Annotated in this window: 23 protein-coding genes; 12 read left to right on the top strand and 11 right to left on the bottom strand. The window is 74.0% G+C overall.

Annotated features, from left to right (window positions below; all coding sequences use genetic code 11):
- Positions 1 to 218 precede the first annotated feature (218 nt).
- From EDD40_RS02840 to EDD40_RS02815, 6 genes are all read right to left on the bottom strand, one after another.
- Positions 219 to 698, bottom strand: a complete 480-nt coding sequence (locus EDD40_RS02840; RefSeq protein ID WP_123741511.1) for a winged helix-turn-helix transcriptional regulator — start codon at positions 696 to 698, stop codon at positions 219 to 221.
- Between the two features lie 4 nt (positions 699 to 702).
- The gene (locus tag EDD40_RS02835) at positions 703 to 1,914 is read right to left on the bottom strand and encodes an acyl-CoA dehydrogenase family protein (RefSeq protein WP_123741510.1); all 1,212 of its coding nucleotides are present in this window, start codon (positions 1,912 to 1,914) and stop codon (positions 703 to 705) included.
- The gene (locus EDD40_RS02830; protein ID WP_123741509.1) at positions 1,914 to 2,921 is read right to left on the bottom strand and encodes a phosphotransferase family protein; all 1,008 of its coding nucleotides are present in this window, start codon (positions 2,919 to 2,921) and stop codon (positions 1,914 to 1,916) included. The genes EDD40_RS02835 and EDD40_RS02830 overlap by 1 nt, the downstream gene beginning before the upstream one ends.
- Positions 2,918 to 3,559, bottom strand: a complete 642-nt coding sequence (locus EDD40_RS02825) for an HAD family hydrolase (RefSeq protein ID WP_211348062.1) — start codon at positions 3,557 to 3,559, stop codon at positions 2,918 to 2,920. Before EDD40_RS02825 ends, EDD40_RS02830 begins: the two co-directional genes overlap by 4 nt.
- Positions 3,560 to 3,655: 96 nt before the next feature.
- Complete coding sequence (locus tag EDD40_RS02820) at positions 3,656 to 4,180, bottom strand: DUF6886 family protein (RefSeq protein ID WP_123741508.1); 525 nt, start codon at positions 4,178 to 4,180, stop codon at positions 3,656 to 3,658.
- A gap of 176 nt (positions 4,181 to 4,356) precedes the next feature.
- The gene (locus tag EDD40_RS02815; protein ID WP_123747701.1) at positions 4,357 to 4,791 is read right to left on the bottom strand and encodes an Hsp20/alpha crystallin family protein; all 435 of its coding nucleotides are present in this window, start codon (positions 4,789 to 4,791) and stop codon (positions 4,357 to 4,359) included.
- 112 nt (positions 4,792 to 4,903) lie between these two features.
- On the opposite strand from EDD40_RS02815, the gene EDD40_RS02810 reads away from it, so the two are divergent.
- Both EDD40_RS02810 and EDD40_RS02805 read left to right on the top strand, forming a co-directional pair.
- Positions 4,904 to 5,473, top strand: coding sequence for an HSP18 transcriptional regulator (locus EDD40_RS02810; protein WP_123741507.1), 570 nt, complete (start codon positions 4,904 to 4,906; stop codon positions 5,471 to 5,473).
- Positions 5,474 to 5,911: 438 nt separating this feature from the next.
- Positions 5,912 to 7,522, top strand: a complete 1,611-nt coding sequence (locus EDD40_RS02805; protein ID WP_123741506.1) for an outer membrane protein assembly factor BamB family protein — start codon at positions 5,912 to 5,914, stop codon at positions 7,520 to 7,522.
- Positions 7,523 to 7,544: 22 nt separating this feature from the next.
- Here the strand turns inward: EDD40_RS02805 and EDD40_RS02800 are convergent, their stop codons facing one another.
- Both EDD40_RS02800 and EDD40_RS02795 read right to left on the bottom strand, forming a co-directional pair.
- The gene (locus EDD40_RS02800) at positions 7,545 to 8,486 is read right to left on the bottom strand and encodes a S66 peptidase family protein (RefSeq protein ID WP_123741505.1); all 942 of its coding nucleotides are present in this window, start codon (positions 8,484 to 8,486) and stop codon (positions 7,545 to 7,547) included.
- Positions 8,483 to 10,414, bottom strand: coding sequence for a S9 family peptidase (locus EDD40_RS02795; RefSeq protein ID WP_123741504.1), 1,932 nt, complete (start codon positions 10,412 to 10,414; stop codon positions 8,483 to 8,485). Before EDD40_RS02795 ends, EDD40_RS02800 begins: the two co-directional genes overlap by 4 nt.
- 128 nt (positions 10,415 to 10,542) lie before the next feature.
- On the opposite strand from EDD40_RS02795, the gene EDD40_RS02790 reads away from it, so the two are divergent.
- The 9 genes from EDD40_RS02790 (at position 10,543) to EDD40_RS02750 (ending at position 17,585) form a co-directional block, all read left to right on the top strand.
- Positions 10,543 to 11,109, top strand: a complete 567-nt coding sequence (locus EDD40_RS02790) for a DUF3090 domain-containing protein (RefSeq protein ID WP_123741503.1) — start codon at positions 10,543 to 10,545, stop codon at positions 11,107 to 11,109.
- 8 nt (positions 11,110 to 11,117) lie between these two features.
- Positions 11,118 to 11,912: an SCO1664 family protein gene (locus EDD40_RS02785; protein ID WP_123741502.1), complete on the top strand. Its 795-nt coding sequence runs from the start codon at positions 11,118 to 11,120 to the stop codon at positions 11,910 to 11,912.
- Between the two features lie 116 nt (positions 11,913 to 12,028).
- Entirely contained in the window at positions 12,029 to 12,502 is a 474-nt protein-coding gene (locus EDD40_RS02780) for a GNAT family N-acetyltransferase (protein ID WP_123741501.1), read from the top strand.
- A complete protein-coding gene (locus tag EDD40_RS02775; protein WP_123741500.1) occupies positions 12,502 to 13,263 on the top strand; it encodes an aminoglycoside phosphotransferase family protein in 762 nt (253 codons plus the stop codon). Before EDD40_RS02780 ends, EDD40_RS02775 begins: the two co-directional genes overlap by 1 nt.
- 37 nt (positions 13,264 to 13,300) lie before the next feature.
- Positions 13,301 to 14,107: a DUF3097 domain-containing protein gene (locus tag EDD40_RS02770; protein WP_123741499.1), complete on the top strand. Its 807-nt coding sequence runs from the start codon at positions 13,301 to 13,303 to the stop codon at positions 14,105 to 14,107.
- 40 nt (positions 14,108 to 14,147) lie between these two features.
- A complete protein-coding gene (locus tag EDD40_RS02765; protein ID WP_123741498.1) occupies positions 14,148 to 14,573 on the top strand; it encodes an NfeD family protein in 426 nt (141 codons plus the stop codon).
- A 70-nt stretch (positions 14,574 to 14,643) separates the two neighbouring features.
- Positions 14,644 to 15,798: an SPFH domain-containing protein gene (locus EDD40_RS02760; protein WP_246038283.1), complete on the top strand. Its 1,155-nt coding sequence runs from the start codon at positions 14,644 to 14,646 to the stop codon at positions 15,796 to 15,798.
- Between the two features lie 145 nt (positions 15,799 to 15,943).
- A complete protein-coding gene (locus EDD40_RS02755) occupies positions 15,944 to 16,915 on the top strand; it encodes a hypothetical protein (protein WP_211348061.1) in 972 nt (323 codons plus the stop codon).
- Positions 16,916 to 17,120: 205 nt separating this feature from the next.
- Positions 17,121 to 17,585 (top strand): hypothetical protein, encoded by a 465-nt coding sequence (locus EDD40_RS02750; RefSeq protein ID WP_148088661.1) that lies wholly within the window; start codon positions 17,121 to 17,123, stop codon positions 17,583 to 17,585.
- 48 nt (positions 17,586 to 17,633) lie between these two features.
- On the opposite strand, the gene EDD40_RS02745 is transcribed toward EDD40_RS02750, so the two are convergent.
- Entirely contained in the window at positions 17,634 to 19,010 is a 1,377-nt protein-coding gene (locus tag EDD40_RS02745; protein WP_123741496.1) for an amidase family protein, read from the bottom strand.
- Between the two features lie 35 nt (positions 19,011 to 19,045).
- Positions 19,046 to 19,447: a DUF1707 SHOCT-like domain-containing protein gene (locus EDD40_RS02740; protein ID WP_123747700.1), complete on the bottom strand. Its 402-nt coding sequence runs from the start codon at positions 19,445 to 19,447 to the stop codon at positions 19,046 to 19,048.
- A 99-nt stretch (positions 19,448 to 19,546) separates the two neighbouring features.
- Here EDD40_RS02740 and EDD40_RS02735 point away from each other — a divergent pair, with 99 nt between their 5' ends.
- Positions 19,547 to 20,431: a pentapeptide repeat-containing protein gene (locus tag EDD40_RS02735; RefSeq protein WP_123741495.1), complete on the top strand. Its 885-nt coding sequence runs from the start codon at positions 19,547 to 19,549 to the stop codon at positions 20,429 to 20,431.
- 25 nt (positions 20,432 to 20,456) lie between these two features.
- Here the strand turns inward: EDD40_RS02735 and EDD40_RS02730 are convergent, their stop codons facing one another.
- The gene (locus tag EDD40_RS02730; RefSeq protein WP_123741494.1) at positions 20,457 to 20,969 is read right to left on the bottom strand and encodes a CGNR zinc finger domain-containing protein; all 513 of its coding nucleotides are present in this window, start codon (positions 20,967 to 20,969) and stop codon (positions 20,457 to 20,459) included.
- Positions 20,970 to 21,061: the final 92 nt, after the last annotated feature.

Here is a 21,061-nt window from a genome sequence, read left to right as displayed (position 1 = left end):
GTTATCATCGATCTGGAACGTCGGTTGAAACAACGAGGCCGGCAACCAACCCCTGCCCCGGCACCCACCACCCCCGGTGACCACCCGACCCCTCGACCCACCTCGCCCCGTCTCGCCCGCCCGCCCGTCTCGCCCACTGGCGCGCCCTCACCCGAAGGCTCGCCGCCTGACCGCCGCACCGCCCCCGCCGGCTCGCGGCTCGCCGGTGCCCGGCCGACCTACCCGGCAGCCCTGGACCCCGCCGCGTGCTGCCGGCCACCCTGCGGCTGGACGGCCGGTGCTCGACGCCGCCGAGCCACCGGTGCGCCTTGGCGCTCGCCGGGTCGCCCGGCCTGCCGTCCCGCATCGGGCCCATCGGCGCCATCGGGCACGTCGGGGTCCCGCCTGGCGTCGAGCAGGTCGCCGGTGTGCTCCTCCGCCCACGCCGCGAGCGCGCGCACGGGCGTGAGCAGCGACCGACCGAGAGCGGTCAGCTCGTGGCACCCGTCAGCGCTCGTCAGCAGCCCGTTGCCCCGCAGCCGGGCCAGGGTCTGGGTGAGCATCTTGTTGCTGATGCCGCCGATCCGGTCCTGCAGCTCCCCGTACCGCAGCGGCCCGTCGCCGAGGGCGACGACGACCACCACGGACCAGGTGTGCCCGACCACCTCCAGGGTCGTGCGGGCGGGGCAGTCGGCGAGGAAGACGTCGAAATCGCTCACCCCGTCACAGGTACCGCTTCAGCTCCCGCTTCGCCAACGACATCCGGTGCACCTCGTCCGGGCCGTCGGCCAGGCGCAGCGTCCGCGCCGCCGCCCACAGCTCGGCCAGCGGGAAGTCCTGGCTCACACCGCCCGCGCCGTGCGCCTGGATCGCCTTGTCGAGCACCCACTCGGCCATGAGCGGTGTGCCGATCTTGATGGCCTGGATCTCGGTGTGCGCGCCCTTGTTGCCGACGGTGTCCATCAGCCACGCCGTCTTGAGCACCAGCAGCCTGGCCTGCTCGATCCGCACCCGCGACTCGGCGATCCACTCCTGCACGACACCCTGGCGCGCGATCGGCCGGCCGAACGCGACGCGCGAGATCGCGCGTCGGCACATGAGTTCCAGCGCGCGCTCGGCGATGCCGATCAGCCGCATGCAGTGGTGGATGCGGCCGGGGCCGAGGCGGGCCTGGGCGATCGCGAAGCCCTCGCCCTCGCCGGCGATCAGGTTGTCGGCGGGCACGCGGACGTCGTCGAAGACGATCTCGGCGTGGCCGCCGTGGGAGGCGTCGGTGTAGCCGAACACGTGCATGCCGCGCTTGACGTGCACGCCCGGCGTGTCGCGCGGGACCAGGATCATCGCCTGCTGGCGGTGCCGGTCGGCGTCGGGGTCGGTCTTGCCCATCACGATGAAGATCGCGCAGTTGGGGTTCATCGCGCCCGAGGACCACCACTTGGTGCCGTTGATGACGTACTCGTCGCCGTCGCGGGTGATGCTGGTGGCGATGTTGGTGGCGTCGGAGGACGCGACGTCCGGCTCGGTCATGCAGAACGCCGACCGGATCTCGCCGTCGAGCAGGGGCCGCAGCCACTGCTTGCGCTGCTGCTCGGTGCCGAACATCGCCAGCACCTCCATGTTCCCGGTGTCCGGCGCGGCGCAGTTGAGCGCCTCGGGCGCCAGGTGCGGGCTGCGGCCGGTGATCTCGGCCAGCGGCGCGTACTGGAGGTTCGTCAGGCCGCCGCCGTGCTCGGGGTCGGGCAGGAACAGGTTCCACAGCCCTTGCCTGCGCGCCTCGGCCTTCAGCTCCTCCAGCACCGCCGGGCGCGCCCACGGGTCCTCGGCGTCGGCCAACTGCCGCTCGGCGACGGGTTCGGCGGGGTAGACGAACTCGTCCATGAACCGCAGCAGCTTGTCGCGCAGTTCCTCGGTCTTGGCGTCGTAGGCGAAGTCCATCAGTGCTCCCCTGAGCTCGCGGCGAGTCCCTGCCGGACCAGCGGCAGGGTGAGTTGGCCGATCTGGTCGAACCCCGCCCCCACGGTCTTGCCGTGGGTGAAGCGGAAGTGGATGCCTTCGAGGATCACGGCGAGCTTGAAGTAGGCGAACGCCGTGTACCAGGCCAGACCGCCGGTGTCGGCGCCGCTGCGCTCGGCGTAGCGGCGGACCAGCTCGTCGGTGTCGGCGAAACCGGGCAGCGTGGGCACGGTGCCGGTGATCGGGTCGTCCTCGCGCGCGCCGATGCCGTTCCAGTACACGCACAGCAGGCCGACGTCGGCGAGCGGGTCGCCCAGCGTGGCCATCTCCCAGTCCAGCACCGCGCTGATGTCCAGCGGGTCCTCGGTGACCAGCACGTTGTCCAGCCGGTAGTCGCCGTGCACGATCGTGGCGCGGGCGGAGTCGGGGACGCTGTCGGCGAGCCGGTCGCGCAGCTCGTCGATACCGGGCAGCTCACGGCTGCGGGAGGCGTCGAGCTGCTTGCCCCAGCGGGCGACCTGGCGCTTGAGGAAGCCGTCCGGGCGGCCGAAGTCGCTCAGGCCGACGTCCTCGGGGTCCACGGCGTGCAGGTCGGCGAGCACGTCGACCAGCCGTTCGGACAGGGCGCGGGCCTTGTCCGGGCTCAGCCACGGGCACTGGTCGCGGTGCCGCAGCGCCACGCCGGGCACCTCTTCCATCAGGTAGAACGGCGCGCCGATGACGTCGGTGTCCTCGCAGAGCAGCTCCACCCGCGGCACCGGCACGGCGGTGTCGGCCAAGGCCTTGATCACCCGGTGCTCGCGGGACATGTCGTGGGCGGTGGCCAGCACGTGGCCCAGCGGCGGGCGACGCAGCACCCAGCGCTCGTGGCCGTCGCCGACGCGGTAGGTCAGGTTGGACCGCCCGCCGGGGATCAGTTCGCCGGTCAACGGGCCGGTGCCGAGGTGCGCGGCGAGCCGGTCGAGGTCCAGGCCGGGTAGTTCGGTCATGCGGCGACTCCCCTGAGCTGGGCGATCACCGCGCGGGTCGTGTCGGCGTCGGTGTGCCGGTGGGCGTGCAGGCCGACGGCCTGCGCCGCTTCGACGTTGACCGGCGCGTCGTCGAAGAACACGCACCGGTGGGCGGGCAGGCCGATCTGGTCCAGGGTGTGCTGGAAGATGCGCGGGTCGGGCTTGCGCAGCCCGACCCGGCCGCTGATCACGATCGTGTCGAACAGCTCGAGCAGCAGCTCTTCGGGGTAGCCCTCGCCCCAGCTGTTGGACAGCAGCACGGTCCGCACACCGTCGGCGCGCAGTTCGCGCACCAGGTCGACCATCTCCGGGTCGGGGTGGGCGCTGCCGAACATGCGGCGCAGCAGGCCTTTCGACGCCACCTCGCGGCCGTCGAGGGTGACCAGCTCGGCGGCCAGGAGCGCCTCGAACTCGTCGGTGGTGAGCTCGCCGGTCTCCAGTCGCGCGACCGGGTTGTCGGGGACCGCGTCGCGGCCCATCCAGGTCCGGATGGTCCGGCCGTAACGGTCCCGGTCGATGTTCTCCGAGGTCAACCAGTCGTCGATGAAGGCGGGCACGGAGACCGTGAGCACGCCACCCCAGTCCAGCACCACCGCGTCGATGCGCCGTTCGTCCACGTCGCGAGGGTACCGACCGGTCGGTATGTCAGCAACCCTGGTCGTTGCCTCCTGGTGCGCGGGCGAGGGCCGGAGTCGGGTCGGTCCGGTCGGGGATCAGGACGGTTCGGGGAGGGCGTTGCGCAGGCGGATGCCGCTGAACCCGAGCGTGCTCGCGACCACCCGTCGCCAGAACGGCCACAGGGTGGCCGTCAGCCGCAGCTCGATGCCGGCGTCCTCGTGCAACGCCACCAGGTCGCCGACCGCTTCGGGCGGGCCGAGTGGTTCGACCGGTTCGGTGGCCACGTGGGCGTTGGGTGGTTCGCCGAACGGCCGGAACGGCCGCGCGTCGAACCGGTAGGCGTACAGACGTGCGGTCTGCATCCGGCGCAGCCAGCGGAACTCGACCGCGTGGACGCGTTCGGCGCCCAGCCACGCCCGGTCCTCGGCGCTGGTGGTGGGCTCGACCCACGTCATCGCGCGCGGGCACTGGCGTGGGAACCAGTAGTCGGGCGACCGCGCGAGGTCCACGGCCCACACGTACGCCTCGGGCTGCCGGGCCGTGGCGGCGACGTGCGGTTCGAACCGGGTGATCGTGGGGTCTTCGGAGAAGTGCAGGACTTCCCCCGGGGCCGGTCGCATGGTCGGCGATCCTGTCGGACGTCGACCGGCGGGCTCCACCCATTTCCGCCCGGTCCACGTCGGGCGCCGTCCGCGTTCGGCGCCGCGGGTTCGTGGTTCGGCGCGGGTGGGCGATGTGCACCGGGCCTACCTGCCGCAGACCCGGTGCACATCCGGTACCCGACGGCGGGGACGTGTCAGGCGTTGATCTCCTTCGGTGCGCCGTCGGTCTGGCCGATGGTGATCTTGCGGGGCTTCGCCTTCTCCGCGATCGGGATGCGCAGGGTCAGCACGCCGGAGTCGTAGTCGGCCTTGATCCGGTCGACGTCGAGCGAGTCACCGAGGAAGAGTTGGCGCGAGAACACGCCCAGCGGCCGCTCGGACAGCTGCATCTCGACGTCGTCCGTGCGGTTGGGGCGACGCTCGGCCTTGACGGTGAGCACGTTGCGCTCGACGTCGAGGTCGATGGCGTCCGGCGAGACGCCCGGCAGGTCGAACTCCACCACGAACTGGTCACCGGCGCGGTAGGCGTCCATCGGCATGGACGTCGGCCGCGACCAGGTGCCCGGGCCGGTGAAGAACTGCTGCGCCAGCCGGTCCAGCTCCCGGAACGGGTCCGTGCGCATCAACATCGGGAACACCTCCTGGTCTGCGTGGTCAATGCGCTGGTCATCGCGCTGTGCCTCATTTCTACCATGTCGTCATCCGGTTGACAAGACTACAAGTCATCGATAAGTTGACGCCATGGCGATCGGGGATTACGAGACCGTCCGAGCGGCGGCCACCGGGGAAGAACTCAGTGCGGGGCAGGTGCTGTCCGCACTGGTCCTCCTGCGGCGCTTGCGCGACGAGCTGTCCGGATGGGAACCGCAGCTGATCGCCGCGGCACGTGAGCTGGGCACGAGCTGGGCCGAGCTGGCGCCCGCCCTGGGGGTGGCCAGCAGACAGGCGGCGGAGCGCCGGTACCTGCGGCTGCGCCCGTCGCAGCTGGGCGCGACCGCCGAAGGTCGGGTGCGTGCCGAGCGGGACAAGCGGGCGGCGGACCGGGCGGTGTCGCAGTGGGCGCGCGACAACGCCGCGTCACTGCGCAGCCTGGCGGGTCAGGTCGGCCGGGTGGACGTCGTGGTGCACGACGCGTTGGCGGCGGACGACGCGGTGGCGCTGCTGGAGCCGCTGATGGCGGCGCTGGCGACGGTGCGGACCAGCCATCCGGAGCTGGCCGAGGAGATCCAGGCCGTCGGCGACCAAGCGGAGGAGGTGCGACGCGACACCCAGACACTGCGGGACAACCAGATGCTCCGCGACAATCCCTGACCACCACCTGGCCGCCACCACCACCTGGCCGCCATCGCCTACTGGCCATCACCGACGTTCGCTGACGGCAACTGCCGGCCGTTGACAACTCCTCGCCGCCCGCAGCGCTCATGCCGCCCGCCGAGAGCATCGAGTGGCGCGCCGTCGCCGAGCGGCCTGATCGGCCTGCCGGCTCGGCTGCTTGCCGAGGTCGGTTCGGTCGCAGAGGTTGGTGACGGTCCGCCCTGGGACGGGATACCGGCTCCGGCCCAGGTCCGGGGTGCCGGTGCCGGTGCCGGTGCCGGTGCCGGAGGGTAGTCCCTTGCGGGGGTGGTCGGGATCAACCGATCGGCTCGGCCGGGGTCAACCTTCTCCGGAGGGATCGGGTCCTTTCGAGGCTCGTGGCGGTCGGCTCCCGCTGTCACGGTGGAGAGGCTTCCACAGTGGCAGGGGGATGGGATGCCGATCTCGAAACGGGTAGTGGCGTTGGTGGCGGCGGCGTCGTCGGTGGCGTTGCTCGGCGCCGGGGTCACGTCGGCCTCGCCGGGGCGACCTGACCGGTCGGGTGACTGGGCGACGTGGTCGAAGGACTCGGCCGGGTCGCGGTACGCGGCGGCGGAGTGGCGGATCACGCCGCGCAACGTGTCGCGGTTGACGGTGAAGTGGGCGTTCGCCTTCCCGAAATCGGCGGCTCCGGTGCGGAGTCAGCCCGCCGTGGTCGGCGGGGTGGCCTTCTTCGGCGGGCCGGACGGGAAGTTCTACGCGCGCGACGCGGAGACGGGCGCGGAGGTGTGGACGACGGACCTGTCCGGGATCGCTCCGGGTGCCCGGCCGGCGATCGCGTGGGACAGCCCGTCGGTCTCGGGTGGGCGGGTGTACTTCGGCGACATCCGGGGTTTCGTCTACTCGCTGGACCAGGCCACCGGTCGGGTGGTGTGGGCCGAGCAGGTCGACGCGCACCCGGCGGCGACGGTGACCAGCTCGCCGATCGTGCACGACGGGAAGGTGTACGTCGGCACGTCGAGCGGGGAGAACGCGGCCAACGGGCCGGACGGGACCGACGACCCGAACTACCCGTGCTGCACGTTCCGCGGTCACGTCGACGCCCTCGACGCCCGCACCGGCGAGGTGGTGTGGCGGCATTACACCGTGCCCGAACCGCGGGCGGTCGGGACGTGGCCCAGCGGCGCGACCCGGTACGAGCCGTCGGGCGCCGGGGTGTGGAGCTCGCCGGTGATCGACCCGCGCACCGGCACCGTGTACGTCGGCACCGGCCAGAACTACACCGGCAGCGCCGGGGACTTCGACACGTTGTTGGCGCTGGACCACCGCACGGGCGCGGTGAAGTGGCGCAACCAGGTCACGAAGGCGGACACGTGGCGCGGGTTGTGCAACAGCCCCGACCCGGAGGGCTACTGCCCCGGGCTGAAGGACGGTTCGGCGTTGGACTACGACATCGGCGCGACGCCGAACCTGTTCACCGTCGGCGGCCGGCAGCTCGTCGGGGTCGGGCAGAAGCTCGGCGTCTACCACGTGTTCGACGCCCGGACCGGCGAGGTGGTGTGGCGTCGGCAGCTGGGTGTGCCGCTGCCCAGCGGCGGCATCTCGGGCATCCAGTGGGGTACGAGCTACGACGGGCACCGGCTCTACATCGCGACGTACTTCGCCGACCCGGGCAAGGTGTTCGCGGTGGACCCGGGCACGGGCCGCGTGCTGTGGGAGACGCCCAACCCGGCGGACGGCTGCACGACCGGTGGCGCCGCCGCCCACCCGGAGGTCTGCTCGCTGGGCCACGGCCCGGCGGTGACGAGCAGCCCCGGCCTGGTGTGGGAGGGCGGCAACGACGGCAAGCTGCGGGCGTACTCGGCGCGGGACGGCCGGGTGGTGTGGACCTACGACACGATCCGGGACTTCACCGGAGTCAACGGCCTGCCGGGTCGGGGCGGCACGATCTCCGGTGGCGGCGGGGGCGCCGTCGTGGCCGACGGGATGGTGTACGTGCAGGCCGGCTACGTGCCGGAGTACCCGAACCCGGACGGCGGTGACGTGCTGCTCGCGTTCGGCCTGTGACCGGCGGGCGGGTCCGGGGTGGTCATGCCACGACGGTGACCACCCCGGACCCGCCGTCGATCTCGACCGGCACGCCGAGGGGCACGGTGAGCTGACCTTCGCAGTGCCCGAACCGGGCGTCGGCGACGATCGGCACGCCGAGCCCGCCCAGCCGGTCGGCGAGCACGGCGGTCGGGTCGCCGCACCCCGTCCACGAGCCGAGGACGAGGCCGGAGACCTGGTCGAACCACCCGGACCGCAGCAGGTCGGTGAGCATCCGGTCGAGGCGGTAGGGCTCTTCGTTGACGTCTTCGAGCAGCACGATCGCGCCGGGCGGTGGCGGGGCGTCGAGCAGGCTGAGGTTGCCGCCGACGGCGACCCCCCGGGCGACGCCGGGCGCCATGCCGGCCCCTCGGTAGGACGTCACGCCGGTGAACAGGGCGGCGCGGAGCCGTTCACGGGCGTCGGTGTCCTCGACGAACGCCCGGGTGCCGATCATCGGCCCGAACCAGGTGGGCACGCCGTGCGCCCAGAACCGCTCGTGCAGCACGGTGGTGTCGCTGGAGCCGAGGAACACCTTGCGACGCGCACCACCGCCGACACCACCGCCGGCAGCAGCATCGGCCGGACCACCATCGGCTGGATCACCGGCGGCGGCCGCGACGGCGGTCCAGTCGACCAGGTCGACCATGCGCAGGCTGCCGTAGCCGCCCCGCGCGCACAGCACCCCGGCCACGGCCGGGTCCAGCCAGGCCCGTTCGAACGACCGGGCGCGGTCGGCGTCGTGGCCGGCGAGGTAGCCCAGCGTGGGGTGGACGTCGAGCGCGTGGGGGTCGATCCGCACGTCCAGGTCCCACTTGCGCAGCCACGCGGCGCCGGCCTCGAGGAGTTCGGCCGGGCACGGTCCGGCCGGGCTGACCACGACGACCCGGTCACCGGGCCGCAGCAGCGGGGGCCCGGAGGCGACGGCCGCCCCGGGCGTCACCGGCGCAGCTCCAGCACCGCGATCCCCTCGGGGGTGAACCCGAACACCTGCCCGTAGAACGACAGCTCGGCCTCCAGCGCGGCGACGATGGTCTCGGCCTTGCGGAACCCGTGCTGCTCGCCCTCGAAGGTGAGGTAGGCGTGCGGGATGCCGGTGCCGTCCAGGGCGGCGGCGAACCGGTCGGCCTGTTCGGGCGGGCAGATCTCGTCCTCCAGGCCTTGCAGCAGCAGCACGGGCCCGGCCAGCCGGTCGACGTGGTTGGCCGGTGACCGCTCGGCGTACCGGTCGGCCGTCGCGGGCCACGGCCCGACCAGGCCCTCGACGTAGCGGGACTCGAAGTCGTGGGTCTCGCCGCCCGCGCCGGTCCACCCGGCCAGGTCGAGGATGGGGAACGCGACCATGCCGCACCGGTAGGTCCGCACCGAGGTCAGCGACGCGGCCGAGGTCCAGCCGCCGGCGCTGCCGCCGCGGATGGCGAGCCGGTCGCCGTCGGCGGCGCCCTCGTCGGCCAGGGCCTGGGCGACGGCGGCGCAGTCCTGCACGTCGACCACGCCCCACTGCTCGCGCAGCCGTTCCCGGAACGCCCGGCCGTAGCCGGTGGAGCCGCCGTAGTTGACCGCGACCACGCCGATGCCGCGGCTGGTCAGGTAGGCCAGCTCGGCGTCGAGCACGGGCGCGGAACGGCCCGTGGGGCCGCCGTGGACGTGCACGACGTAGGGCGGTTCCTCGCCGTCGGGCGCGGCGAAGTCGGGGTTGCGCGGCGGGTAGACGTAGGCGGGGACGTCGCCGTCCGGGCCGCGGAACACGCGTTCCTCGGGCACCGGCAGGTAGTCGACGGGCAGCGCCGAGTCGCCGGAGGTGTGCTCGGTGAGGACGCCGGTGGACAGGTCCAGCGACACCACGGCGGACTCGGCGAGCGGTCCGGCGGCGCCGCTGACGACCACGCCGTCGTGCACGGCGAGGTGCGCGTGCCAGACGGGCAGGTCCACGTCGACGTCGGTGACGGTGCCGCTGCGCTCGTCGAGCACGGCCAGCGCCCCGGAGCGCAGCACGGCGTAGCGGCCGGGGCCGATGGCGGCGAACCAGCGGTTGCCCAGCCGCCACATGGGTCCGCCCAGTTCGGCGGCGCACGGCGCGAGGTTCTTGCGGGTCCCGTCCAGGCCGATGCGGAACAGGTTCCACCAGCCGTCGGGGTCGGTCAGCGCCAGCAGCGCGGGCGGCCCGCCGGCCGCGGGCGTCTCCCACTCGACCTGGCACACGGCTTCGGTGTCGCCGCCGGCCAGGACGCGGTGCCCGGCGGAGCCGACCTCGGCGACGCACAGCTCGGTGCCGTCCCACGGCATGCGGGGGTGGTCCCAGCCGATCCAGGCGTAGTGGCGGCCGTCGGGCGAGAGCCGGGGGCCGGTCATGAAGTGGTGGCTGGCGGCGAGCACCCTGGGCTCGGCGCCGTCCAGCGGCAGCGCGACCAGCTCCCGGCGGACGTCGGTGCGGGCGTCGCCGGTCACGGTCTCCCGCACGCACCACACCTCGGCGTGGCCGGGCCCGGCGGTGAGGTCGGCGTAGCGGTAGCCGTGGCGGCGCGGGGGCTCCGGGCTGAGCGGGACGGGCCGCGGGTCGTCGGGGTCGAACAGGTAGACGCGCTGGTCGTCCCAGTTGGTGAACGCCACGCGCGTCCCCTCGGGGGTGTCCAGCACCACCCACGGGCGGCCGCCGTACTCGTGGACGCGGTTGCGCGCGTTCCACGGCGGCGGCAGCAGGTCCTGCCCGTCGCGCACCAGCGCGACCCGGCCGCCCTCGGCCGGTCGCCCCTCGGCCCACCAGGGGCGACCGTCGTGCAGGTCGACCCAGTGCAGGCCCCCGCCGGCCGCGGCGGCGTCGGCCGCGGCGATGGGCGATGTCCACGTTCCGTACGGTGCGATCTTCACCACGCGGCGACCTTAGCCGGGTGCGTGGCGGCCGGTCGGCGCCGCGCGGCGGGGAGTCGTGTTCGCCGGTCGTGGAAAAGGGAGGGGCAGGGCTGCCGATCTTGCTCGCGTGGCCTAGGGTCGTCGTTGTCATGGCACGCGTCATCCACGTATTCCGCCAGCCCGACCGGTTCGTCGCCGGCACAGTCGGGCAGCCTGGCGAGCGCACGTTCTACCTGCAGGCCTCCGAGGAGGCCCGGCTGGTCAGCGTGGCGCTGGAGAAGCAACAGGTCGCCGTACTCGCCGAGCGCATCGGCTCGCTGCTGGAGGAGGTGCACCGGCGGTTCGGGGCGGAAGTGCCCGACGGCGTCCCCGAGGACCTCCGGGACACCGAACCCTTGGCGGTGCCGGTCGAGGAGGAGTTCAAGGTCGGCACGATGGGGCTGGGCTGGGACGCCGAGTCCAGCGCGGTGGTCATCGAACTGCTCGCGATCACCGAGGAGGAGGTCGACGAGGCGGTGGTGCTCGACGACACCGAGGAGGGCCCGGACGCGGTGCGGGTGTTCCTGAGCCCGGTGGAGGCGCGGGCGTTCGCCGAGCGCGCCGAGCGGGTGGTGCGCGCGGGCCGCAAGCCGTGCCCGCTGTGCGCCGAGCCGCTCGACCCCGAGGGGCACGTCTGCCCGCGGCAGAACGGCTACCGTCGTTCGGACGAGGGCTGAGCGCGGCGGTGGGTCCGGCTGACGACGGGGTGCTCGACTTGCTGCGGCGTGGCCGCATCGAGGTCGAGGGCCGGTTGGTGGACGCGTCGAACGCGACGTTGTTCTGCGGGATCAGCCTCGACGGTGTGACCGCGCAGTGCGTGTACAAGCCGGTGCGCGGCGAGCGGCCGCTGTGGGACTTCCCCGACGGCACGCTCGCGGGCCGCGAGGTGGCCACCTACCTGGTGTCGGAGGCCTCCGGCGTGCACGTGGTGCCGCCGACGGTGCTGCGGGAGGGTCCGTTCGGGTCGGGCATGGTCCAGCTGTGGGTGGAGACCCGCGAGGACGACGACCTGGTGGACATCGTGCCGGTGGACGAGGTGCGGCCGGGGTGGCGCGCGGTGTTGAAGGCGCACGACCGGTACGGGGAGCCGGCGGTGCTGGTGCACGCCGACCACCCGCGGGTGCGGTTGATGGCGGCGTTCGACGTGGTGGTGAACAACGCCGACCGCAAGGGCGGTCACGTGCTGCACGCGCTGGACGGCGCGGTGTACGGGGTGGACCACGGGATCTGCCTGCACGGCGACGACAAGCTGCGCACGGTGCTGTGGGGCTGGTTGGGCGAGGAGCTGCCCGAGGAGGCGGTGGAGTCGCTGCGGCGGCTGCGGTCGCGGCTGGACGGGGAGCTGTCGGACCGGCTGCACGAGCTGCTGACGCGCGCGGAGGTGCGGGCGTTGACCGAGCGGGTGGAGAAGCTGCTGGCGGCGAAGGTGTACCCGGCGCCGTCCGACGACTGGCCGGCGATCCCCTGGCCCGCGTTCTGACCTGGCCCGCGTTCTGACCTGGCCCGCGACCCCGACGGGTGATCACGTGGTGACCCGGCGGAGGGATCGGCGCCCGGATCTTCTGACGTCGCGGGTGCGTGTTGTCTACTTGCCGCGTGGGCGTCGAACTGCGCGAGGTGACCGCTGCCGACGTGTTGGCGTTCTTCGAGCACCAGCGCGATCCGGAGGCGGTGCGGATGGCCGCGTTCACCTCGGCGGACCCGTCGGACCGGGCGGCGTTCCTGGTGCGGTGGGCGCGGATCCTGGCCGACGAGTCGGCGGTGGCGCGGACGGTGGTGTTCGACGGCGACGTGGTGGGCCACGTGGGCAGCTCCACCCGGTTCGGCGGGCCCGAGGTGACGTGCTGGATCGACCGCGAGCACTGGGGCAAGGGGTTGGCGACGGCGGCGTTGGAGCTGTTCCTGGCCGAGCAGCCGCTGCGTCCGCTGTACGCGCGGACGGCGGTGGACAACCTGGGGTCGCTGCGCGTGCTGGCGAAGTGCGGGTTCGTGGCGGTCGGCGAGGACGTGGGGTTCGCGCAGGGGCGCGGTGAGGACGTGGAGGAGTTCATCCTGAGGTTGGACCGCTGATGGCGTCGCTGCGGGAGCGCATGACGCGGCGCTTCGGCCCGGGGGTGCGGCCGTGGCTGGCGGGGGTGGACGCGCTGGTGGCGGGGTTGTGCCGGGACTGGGGCCTGGAGGTGGTGCGGCCGTTGTCCGGGGGCACGTCGCACGCGCTGCTGTGCACGCGCGGCGGCGAGCCGGTGGTGCTGAAGGTGACGCCGGAGCCGGCGATCGCGGCGCAGGAGCACGCGGCGCTGCGGGCGTGGGAGCCGTCGCCGAGGGTGGTGCGGGTGCTGCGGGCCGACCCGGCGCGGGGCGCGTTGCTGCTGGAAGGGCTGGTGCCGGGCACGCCCGCCGCGGACGGCCCGGGGCTGGCCGAGGTGCTGCGGGCGCTGCACGTGCCGCCGCGTGGGGGTTTCCCGCCGTTGAGCGAGCGGGTGGACTTCGTCTTCGGTGTGCTGCGCCGGCGGCATCCCGGCGACCACGACGCGGCGCACGCGCGGGCGGCGGAGCTGGCCCGCGACCGGGTGCCGGCGACGTTGCTGCACGGCGACCTGCACTTGGGCAACGTGCTCGACGCGGGTGGGCGCGGGGTGGTGGCGATCGACCCGCGGCCGTGCGTGGGCGACCCGGCGTCGGACGCGGTGGACCTCGCCTACGCGTCGGCCGACCTGCGCGCGGGCATCGAGCGCTGGTCGGCGGTGGTGGACGGGGACCGGTTGGCGGCGTGGTGCGAGGTGTTCGCCGGGTTCTTCCCCGCCCACCCGTCGGTCCTCGGCACGGCGTAGCCGCGGCCGGCGGCGCCGGGCGGTAACGTCGCCGGCCGTGCGATCACACGACTACGGCCGCGACGTGCTGTCGGGCCGCAAGCGCAAAGCGGTGCCCGAGGTGGTGGCCGAGGTCGGGCTGGTGGCGGAGGACCCGGCGTCGGGGTTCTGCGGCGCGGTGGTGCGCTTCGAGCACGGGCAGGTGGTGCTGGAGGACCGGCAGGGCCGGCACCGGCTGTTCCCGCTGCGCCCGGCGGGGTTCCTGGTGGACGGGCAGCCGGTGACGCTGGTGCGGCCCGCCCCGGCCGCGGCGAAGCCCGCGCGGACGGCGTCGGGGTCGGTGAAGGTCGAGGGGCTGCGGGCCCGCACCGCGCGCGACAGCCGCATCTGGGTGGAGGGCCTGCACGACGCGGAGCTGGTGGAGCGGGTGTGGGGGCACGACCTGCGCGTGGAGGGCGTCGTGGTCGAGCCGCTGGACGGGGTGGACGTGCTGGCCGACCGGGTCGCGGAGTTCGGCACGGGGCCGGGGCGGCGGCTGGGGGTGCTGGTGGACCACCTGGTGGCGGGCAGCAAGGAGTCGCGGCTGGTCTCGGCGGTGCGGGACGCGAACGTGCTGGTCACCGGTCACCCGTACGTGGACGTGTGGCAGGCGGTGAAGCCGGCGTCGGTGGGGATCGCGGCGTGGCCGGTGGTGCCGCGCGGCGTGCCGTGGAAGGAGGGCGTGTGCGCCGCGCTGGGCTGGGGCGAGCCGTACGAGGGGTGGCGCCGGGTGTTGGCGGGCGTGTCGGGATTCCGGGACCTGGAGACGCCGTTGATCGGCGCGGTGGAGCGGTTGATCGACTTCGTGACCGAGCCGGCGGCCTGAATCCGCCCCCTTGCCGCGCCGGAAGTGCGAGGATGGGGGTGTGCCCGCGCTGATCTGGTTGATCCTCGGGGTCGTCCTGGTGGCGGCCGAGATCCTGTCGGGCGATGTCGTGCTCGTCATGCTGGGTCTGGCCGCGTTCGGCGCGGCGGGCGCCGCGGCGTTGGGCGCGGACGTGCTGCTCAGCGGGATCGTGTTCGGCCTGGTGTCGTTGGGGCTGGTGCTGGGCGCGCGGCCCGCGATCAAGCGCCGGATGGCGCTGGGCCAGGGGCACCGGTCGGGCGTGGAGGCCCTGGTGGGCAGCACGGCCGTCGTCGTGTCCACTGTGGACGGCCACGGGGGTAGGGTGCGGATCGGCGGCGAGGTGTGGTCGGCGCGGTCGTTGGACCGCGAGCGGATCGAGCCCGGCGCCGAAGTCACTGTTGTCGAGATCTCGGGCGCGACCGCAGTGGTGCTGTCCGGGGCCTGAGTGGAGGCTGGGAGAGTTGACCACCACGCTGATCGTCATCGCGGTCCTGGTGCTGTTCGTGCTGATAGTCATGGTGAAGTCGGTGCTGGTGATCCCGCAGGCCACGGCCGCGGTGATCGAGCGCCTGGGCCGGTACCGCACGACCGCCGCGCCGGGGTTGAACATCCTGGTGCCGTTCTTCGACCGGGTGCGGGCGCGCATCGACCTGCGCGAGCAGGTGGTGTCGTTCCCGCCGCAGCCGGTGATCACCCGGGACAACCTGACGGTGTCGATCGACACGGTGGTCTACTTCCAGGTGACCGATCCGCGCGCGGCGGTCTACGAGATCTCGAACTACATCGTGGGCGTGGAGCAGCTGGCGACCACGACGCTGCGCAACCTGGTGGGCGGGATGAGCCTGGAGGAGACGCTGACCTCCCGTGACCAGATCAACAACCAGCTGCGCGGCGTGCTGGACGAGGCGACGGGCCGGTGGGGCATCCGGGTGGCGCGGGTGGAGCTGAAGGCGGTCGACCCGCCGCCCTCGATCCGGGACTCCATGGAGAAGCAGATGCGCGCGGACCGGGAGAAGCGCGCGATGATCCTCAACGCGGAGGGCCAGCGGGAGGCGGCGATCAAGTCCGCGGAGGGGCAGAAGCAGGCGCAGATCCTCTCGGCGGAAGGCGCGAAGCAGGCGGCCATCCTGGGCGCGGAGGCGGAGCGGCAGGCGGCGATCCTGCGGGCCCAGGGCGAGCGGGCGGCGCGGTACCTGCAGGCGCAGGGTCAGGCGAAGGCGATCGAGAAGGTGTTCGCGGCGATCAAGGCGGGCAAGCCGACGCCGGAGGTCCTCGCCTACCAGTACCTGCAGACCTTGCCGCAGATGGCGCAGGGTGACGCGAACAAGGTGTGGCTGGTGCCGTCGGACTACGGCAAGGCGCTGGAGGGGTTCGCGAAGATGCTGGGCGCGCCGGGCGAGGACGGCGTGTTCCGCTACGAGCCGCCCGCCTACGAGCAGCCGGTGACCTCGTCGCCGGAGCAGGACGACGCGTCGGTGGCGGAGTGGTTCGACACGGCGCCGGACCCGGCGGTGGCCGAGGCGGTGCGCGCGGCGGAGGCCGTGGCGCGCAAGGAGGTGCCCGGTCCGTTGGAGCACGGCGCGGTCGAGCGCGGGGTGCAGCGCGGCACGCTGGGGTCCGGGCCGGCGGCGCGCGAGGTGGGCGCCGGGGAGCCGGAACCGCTCGGCTGACCCCCGGTCAGTGATCTTGGACGCAGTGGTGGGGCGTCGGCGGTGGTCGCCGGCGCCCCTTTCGCGTGGTGGGGGCGGGTGGGCGCCTCGGTGGGGGTGCGGGCGGGGGCTCGTGGGGCGGGTGGGTGTGCGGTTGGATGTCGCGGTGGATGCTTTACCCGGTCGTGCGGCGGCCGCGCTGGCCCGTGTCGACGTGCCGTGGCAGGCGCGGTGGGACGAGTTGGCGTCCCTGGTGGCGGAGCTGTCGGACCTGGTGCGGGGCGGGCCGGGGGCCCGCGTGGTGGCGCGGGAGTTGGCCGAGGTGCTGGTGGGCGCCGCCCAGGGTGGTGCGCAGCGGGCGGCGGTGGCGGGGTTGGCGGATCGGGTGTTGGACCTGCACGCGGTGGCGTGCGCGAGCGGCCCGGCGGTGGACGGCCGGGAGTTGGCGACGTGGTTGCTGTGGTTGCAGACGGGGTTCGCCGAGCCGCCCGAGGTGCGGTTGGCGGCGTACGCGCCGGCGTTGGGCGAGGACGGGTTGGCGTTCTACCGGGCGGAGGCGGTGGCGCGGTTCGAGCGGCTGCCGGTGATCGGGTTCGGGCGGACCGGGCGCTACGACCGGGAGCGGTGGGCGTTGCTGCGGGTGGTGGAGGAGCTGGCCGAGCACACCGGTGACGTGGACCTGCAGGTGTTGGTGTTGTCGCGGGACCTGTCGTCGGGGTGGCACTACCTGCAGGTGGCGACGGTGCTGCGGGACGCGGGCCGGTCGGCGGAGGCGGTGGCGTGGGTGGAGCGGGGTCTGGCGGCGACGGGCGGGCGCGGCGCGGCGACCCGGCTGGTGGACCTGGGGGTGGACGAGTGCCTGCGCGCGGGGTGGGCGGATCGGGCGGTGGCGCTGCGGCGGCGGGCGTTCCTGGCGCATCCGACGTGGGAGTCCTACACGCGGTTGCGGTCGGTGGCGTCGGCGTCGGGCGGGTGGCCGTCGGTGCGCGAGGAGGTGCTCGGGCTGGTCGCCGAGGCCGAGGACGGGGACGACGTGCTGCGGCGGGTGGTGGAGGGCGAGTGGGCCGAGGCGCCGGACGGCCGGGCGCCGGAGTGGTTGCGGCGGTTGCGGGCGGAGCTGGCGCTGCGGGAGCGGTGACCGGCGGTCGGACGTTGAACTCGGGGGTCCTGGAGGTAGGACTCTCGTGGCGTGGGGGTAGGACTCTCGCGGGTCCGGTTCGCCGGTGACGGCGTGACCAGGTCGGTTACAGTCCGTTCGTGTCAGAACTCGTGCGCGGTGCTTCCGGCTTCCGTCCCGGTGACGCGCCGTGACGGGCGGCGCGGTGGCCGAGGCCGAGGGTCCGGTGAATCGTCCGACGGGCTGGTTCGAGCAGCCGGTGTGGACCGCGGTCGGGCTCCTGGTCGTCGTGTGCGGCGGTCCCGTGGTCGCGGTGGCCGGTGTCGCCGGGTTCGTCCCCGACGAGGACAGGGTGGGCGTCGTCGTGACCGGTCTGGTCTGGACGCTGCTCGGGGTGGTCGTCCTGGTGCTGGCCGTGGGCGGCACGGCGCGGGACCTGCGCGTGTGGCGTGAGCTGGACACCGCCGGTGTGCGCGCGATGGGCGTGGTCACGTCCGCGGAGCGGGTGCCGTGCGGCGAGGACGAACGCTGCACCGGGATCCGGATGCTGGTGAAGGCGCCGGGCAGGCCGCCGTTCACCACGAGCCACCTGGTCCCCGGCGAGGAGGTCGTCGAGGTCGGGTCGGCCGTCCCGGTGGACGTGCACCCGACACGCGCTCTCGTCCGCCTGGCCGCCGACCGGTCCCGCTAGTCCTCCCGCGGCGGGCCCGCGGGTCCCGCGGAGGGGCCAGGCGGGGGCTCAGGGGTGTGCGGGTGGGCGGCGGTCGGTCCAGGGGCGGGCGCGTTCGAGCTGGCCGGCGGCGGTGAGGATGGTGTGCTCGCCGTCGGTGGCGGCGACGAGCTGCACGGCCAGGGGCAGGCCGGTGCGGGTGTGGCCGGCGGGGACGGACGCGGCGGGGTTGCCGGTGATGTTCCACAGGGGCAGGAACGTGGTCATGCGGGCGGCGGCGAGCAGCGCGGCGAGGGTGGGTCGGCGGTTCCACTCGCCGACGCGCAGGGGCGGCCGGGTGAGCACGGGGGTGAGCAGCAGGTCGTGCTGCTCGAAGAGCCGGTTGGCGTGGTCGGTGAGCTTCGCGGTCTGGGCGAGGGCGGCGCGCACGGCGGGCGCGGGCAGGGCGCGGCCGAGGGCGGCGACGGCGCGGGTGCGGGCGTCGAGCCGGTCGGGTCGGTCGAGGGCCTGTTCGGTGGTGGCGGCGCTGTGCAGGTAGCGGGCGGCGAGCACGGCGGGCCCGGTGACGTCGCGCAGGTCGGGGTCGACGCGGGTGACGTCGTGGCCGAGGTCGGCGAGCAGGCCCGCGGTGTCGAGGACGGCGTCGCGGACTTCGGGGTCGACGGGGATGCCGCGGCCCCAGGTGCGCAGGGACACGGCGATGCGCAGGGTCCGGGTGCCGGTGACGGCGGCGGTGTGGTCGTGGCCGGGGGCGAGCACGTCGAGGAGCAGGGCGGCGTCGGCGACGTGGCGGGTGATGGGTCCGGCGGCGACCAGGCCGTGCCAGCCGTCGCGGTCGGGGGCGAGGGACACGTGGTCGCGGTGGGGTTTGAGGCCGAACAGCCCGGTGCAGGCGGCGGGGATGCGGATGGAGCCGGCGCCGTCGGTGCCGATGGCGGCGCCGACGAGGCCGGCGGCGACGGCGGCGGCCGATCCGCCGCTGGACCCGCCGGGCGAGTGGTCGGCCGACCAGGGGTTGCGGGTGGCGCCGGCCCAGGTGGACTCGGTGTAGGGCCACAGGCCGAGTTCGGGCATGCGGGTGCGGCCGACGACGACGGCGCCGGCGGCGCGCAGGAGCCGGACGATCTCGGAGTCCTCGGGCGCGGTGGTGTCGACGGCGGCGGTGCCCTTGGTGGTGGGCAGCCCGGCGACGGCGAGGTCTTCCTTGACCGCGACGGGCACGCCGAGCAGGGGCGCGTCCTCGCCGCGGGCGAGGCGGGCGTCGGCGCGGTCGGCGTCGGCGAGGGCGCGGTCGGTGAACACGAGCCGGAACGCGTTGAGGGTCCGGTCGTGCCGGTCGATGCGGCGCAGGCACTCGGCGACGAGGGCGCGTGAGGTGAGCGTGCCGGCCCGCAGCAGTTCGGCCTGTCGGGCGGCGCCCGCGAAGCACGCGTCGGTCAGGTCCATGAGCGGACTCTAAGGCAGGAGCGGCTGTGGGTGGATCAGGCCGCGGGGGTGATCGGGTCGTGCCGCCGGCGGTGGCGCGCGCCGCGGTGCACGAGCAGGGCGACGAGCAGCAGCGGCCAGGGGAACGGCAGGGGTGAGGCGAGCCAGGCGACGGCGAGCAGGACCAGGAGGATCACCGGCGGGGGTGGTCGGCGGCGTGCGGGCGGCGCGGGAGGTGGCGGCGGCGCGGGCAGGTCGGCGGTGAGGGCGGCGAGGTCGTGCTCGTGCACGGCGGTGTAGGCGGCGGCGATGCGCTCGTCGGCTTCGGCGAGGGTGAGGCGGCCTTCGCCGACGGCGTCGCGCAGCCGGGCGGCGGTGTGGTCGCGGTCGGCGTCGCCGGCGCGTCGTGCGGGCGCGCCGCGGGCCGGGCCGGGGGTCGGGGAAGGGGACGGATGCATGTCTTCGATGCTCCGCTCGAACGCGTGTCCCGGCATCGGCCACGAAGCGGTGACGGGAAGTACGTCCGTGGACGTACCCGGGACGGGCATGATCGGGGTATGTCGTCGTGGCTGATGCCGGTGGCGGTGGCGGTGGTCATCGTCTGGATTGGCGTGCGCCATGTGCGCGCGTCGCGTTCGGAGACGTTGTTGGACGAGCACGCGCGACGGCGGGTGGGGCCGCAGGCGGGTGCGGTCCCGGCTCCGCTGTCGGTGTGGCGCGAGGCGAACCGGCTGTTCCGGGCCGGCGAGGAGGAGGGGTTGCTGCTGTTGGCCGAGATCGGCCGGCAGGCGCCGCGGCGGCGGCAGGCGGTGGTGACGTCGTGGTTGGCGGCGTTGCGCGGCGGGGTGAGCATGGGGTTGGACGCGCCGTGGCGCACGGCGGTGCAGCGGGAGCTGGTGTCGCACCTGCGGCCGGGCGCGGACTTCTGGCCGGGGATGGACGTGGTGGCGCCGGGGGCGATCCTGGTGGACTTCGACCTGTCGGGGTGCCGGGTGAACCGGGTGGACCTGGTGGGCGCGGTGTTCCTGGGCGACGCGCGGTTCGAGGCGATGACGGTGACGGGTGACGCGAACTTCGCGGGGGCCCGGTTCCTGCGGCACGCGGTGTTCACCGACGCGTTGTTCGCGAAGTCGGCGTCGTTCGGGTTGGCGGTGTTCGCGGGCAACGTGTCGTTGCGGTCGGCGCAGGTGGCCGACCAGTTGGTGTTCGCGCGGGCGAAGGTGTCGGGTCGGGCGGACCTGCGGCGCGCCGAGGTGTCGGGCCGGGCGGATTTCCGGCACGTGCGCTTCGGCGGGCGGGCGTTGTTCGGCGACGTGGTGTTCCACCAGGACGCCTGGTTCCGGCACGCGTGGTTCCGGGGTCGGACGGACGTGGGGTCGGCGTTGATCGGCGAGGCGGCGGAGTTCGGCAACGCCCGCTTCGGCCGCCGCGTCATGCAGTGACCCCGGCCCCGCGGCGGGGTCGGGGTCAGGCGGTGCGGGTGCGGTGCTCGGCCACGTGGACGCGGTTGGCGCAGCGGGTCCCGCAGAAGCGGCGGCGGCCGTTGCGGGAGGTGTCGACGTAGACGACGGGGCAGCCGGGTCGGGCGCAGCGGCCGAGGCGGCCGGGGTCGTCGCAGACGACGTGGGCGAGACCGGCGGCGGTGAACGCGCGCAGCCGCTCGGGGGTGGGCGCGTGCTCGGGGGCGAAGTGCAGGTGGGGCCGGCGGTCGTCGTGGGTGGAGATGTAGGGCTTGGCGGCGGCTTCGGCGAGCAGGTCGTTGACGAGGGCGACCTGGTCGGGGGTGTGGTCGAAGACCGGTGAGAGGCGGGCGGCCCAGGCGAGGAGTTCGCGGGCCTGGTGCTCGTCGAGCGCGCCGACGGGTCTGTAGTCGTGCTCGCGCAGCAGGTCGAGCAGCTCGTCGGCGGTGCTGCGGGGGTCGGCGTTGACCAGGGCGGCGGCGAGTTCGGCCGCCGTCCCGCCGTAAGGGTTGAAATGCACTGAACCATGACACCACGCTGGTGGGGTGAACACCAGGTGTCCTTGTTGCGGGTGGCCCAGCGCCGAGCGTGTGTACCAGGTCTCGTCGCACG

It is taken from the genome of Saccharothrix texasensis, from assembly GCF_003752005.1.
Taxonomy (GTDB): Bacteria; Actinomycetota; Actinomycetes; order Mycobacteriales; family Pseudonocardiaceae; genus Actinosynnema; species Actinosynnema texasense.
The sequence above is the reverse complement of the archived record's forward strand: the minus strand, read 5'-3'. Positions and strand labels throughout refer to the sequence as shown.

Bases quoted from the DNA above. Each gene is read 5' to 3' on its own strand.
- EDD40_RS02835 (WP_123741510.1), bottom strand. From the start codon at position 1,914: ATGGACTTCGCCTACGACGCCAAGACCGAGGAACTGCGCGACAAGCTG.
- EDD40_RS02830 (WP_123741509.1), bottom strand. From the start codon at position 2,921: ATGACCGAACTACCCGGCCTGGACCTCGACCGGCTCGCCGCGCACCTC.
- EDD40_RS02820 (WP_123741508.1), bottom strand. From the start codon at position 4,180: ATGCGACCGGCCCCGGGGGAAGTCCTGCACTTCTCCGAAGACCCCACG.
- EDD40_RS02815 (WP_123747701.1), bottom strand. From the start codon at position 4,791: ATGTTGATGCGCACGGACCCGTTCCGGGAGCTGGACCGGCTGGCGCAG.
- EDD40_RS02810 (WP_123741507.1), top strand. From the start codon at position 4,904: ATGGCGATCGGGGATTACGAGACCGTCCGAGCGGCGGCCACCGGGGAA.
- EDD40_RS02805 (WP_123741506.1), top strand. From the start codon at position 5,912: ATGCCGATCTCGAAACGGGTAGTGGCGTTGGTGGCGGCGGCGTCGTCG.
- EDD40_RS02790 (WP_123741503.1), top strand. From the start codon at position 10,543: ATGGCACGCGTCATCCACGTATTCCGCCAGCCCGACCGGTTCGTCGCC.
- EDD40_RS02775 (WP_123741500.1), top strand. From the start codon at position 12,502: ATGGCGTCGCTGCGGGAGCGCATGACGCGGCGCTTCGGCCCGGGGGTG.
- EDD40_RS02760 (WP_246038283.1), top strand. From the start codon at position 14,644: ATGGTGAAGTCGGTGCTGGTGATCCCGCAGGCCACGGCCGCGGTGATC.
- EDD40_RS02745 (WP_123741496.1), bottom strand. From the start codon at position 19,010: ATGGACCTGACCGACGCGTGCTTCGCGGGCGCCGCCCGACAGGCCGAA.
- EDD40_RS02740 (WP_123747700.1), bottom strand. From the start codon at position 19,447: ATGCATCCGTCCCCTTCCCCGACCCCCGGCCCGGCCCGCGGCGCGCCC.
- EDD40_RS02735 (WP_123741495.1), top strand. From the start codon at position 19,547: ATGTCGTCGTGGCTGATGCCGGTGGCGGTGGCGGTGGTCATCGTCTGG.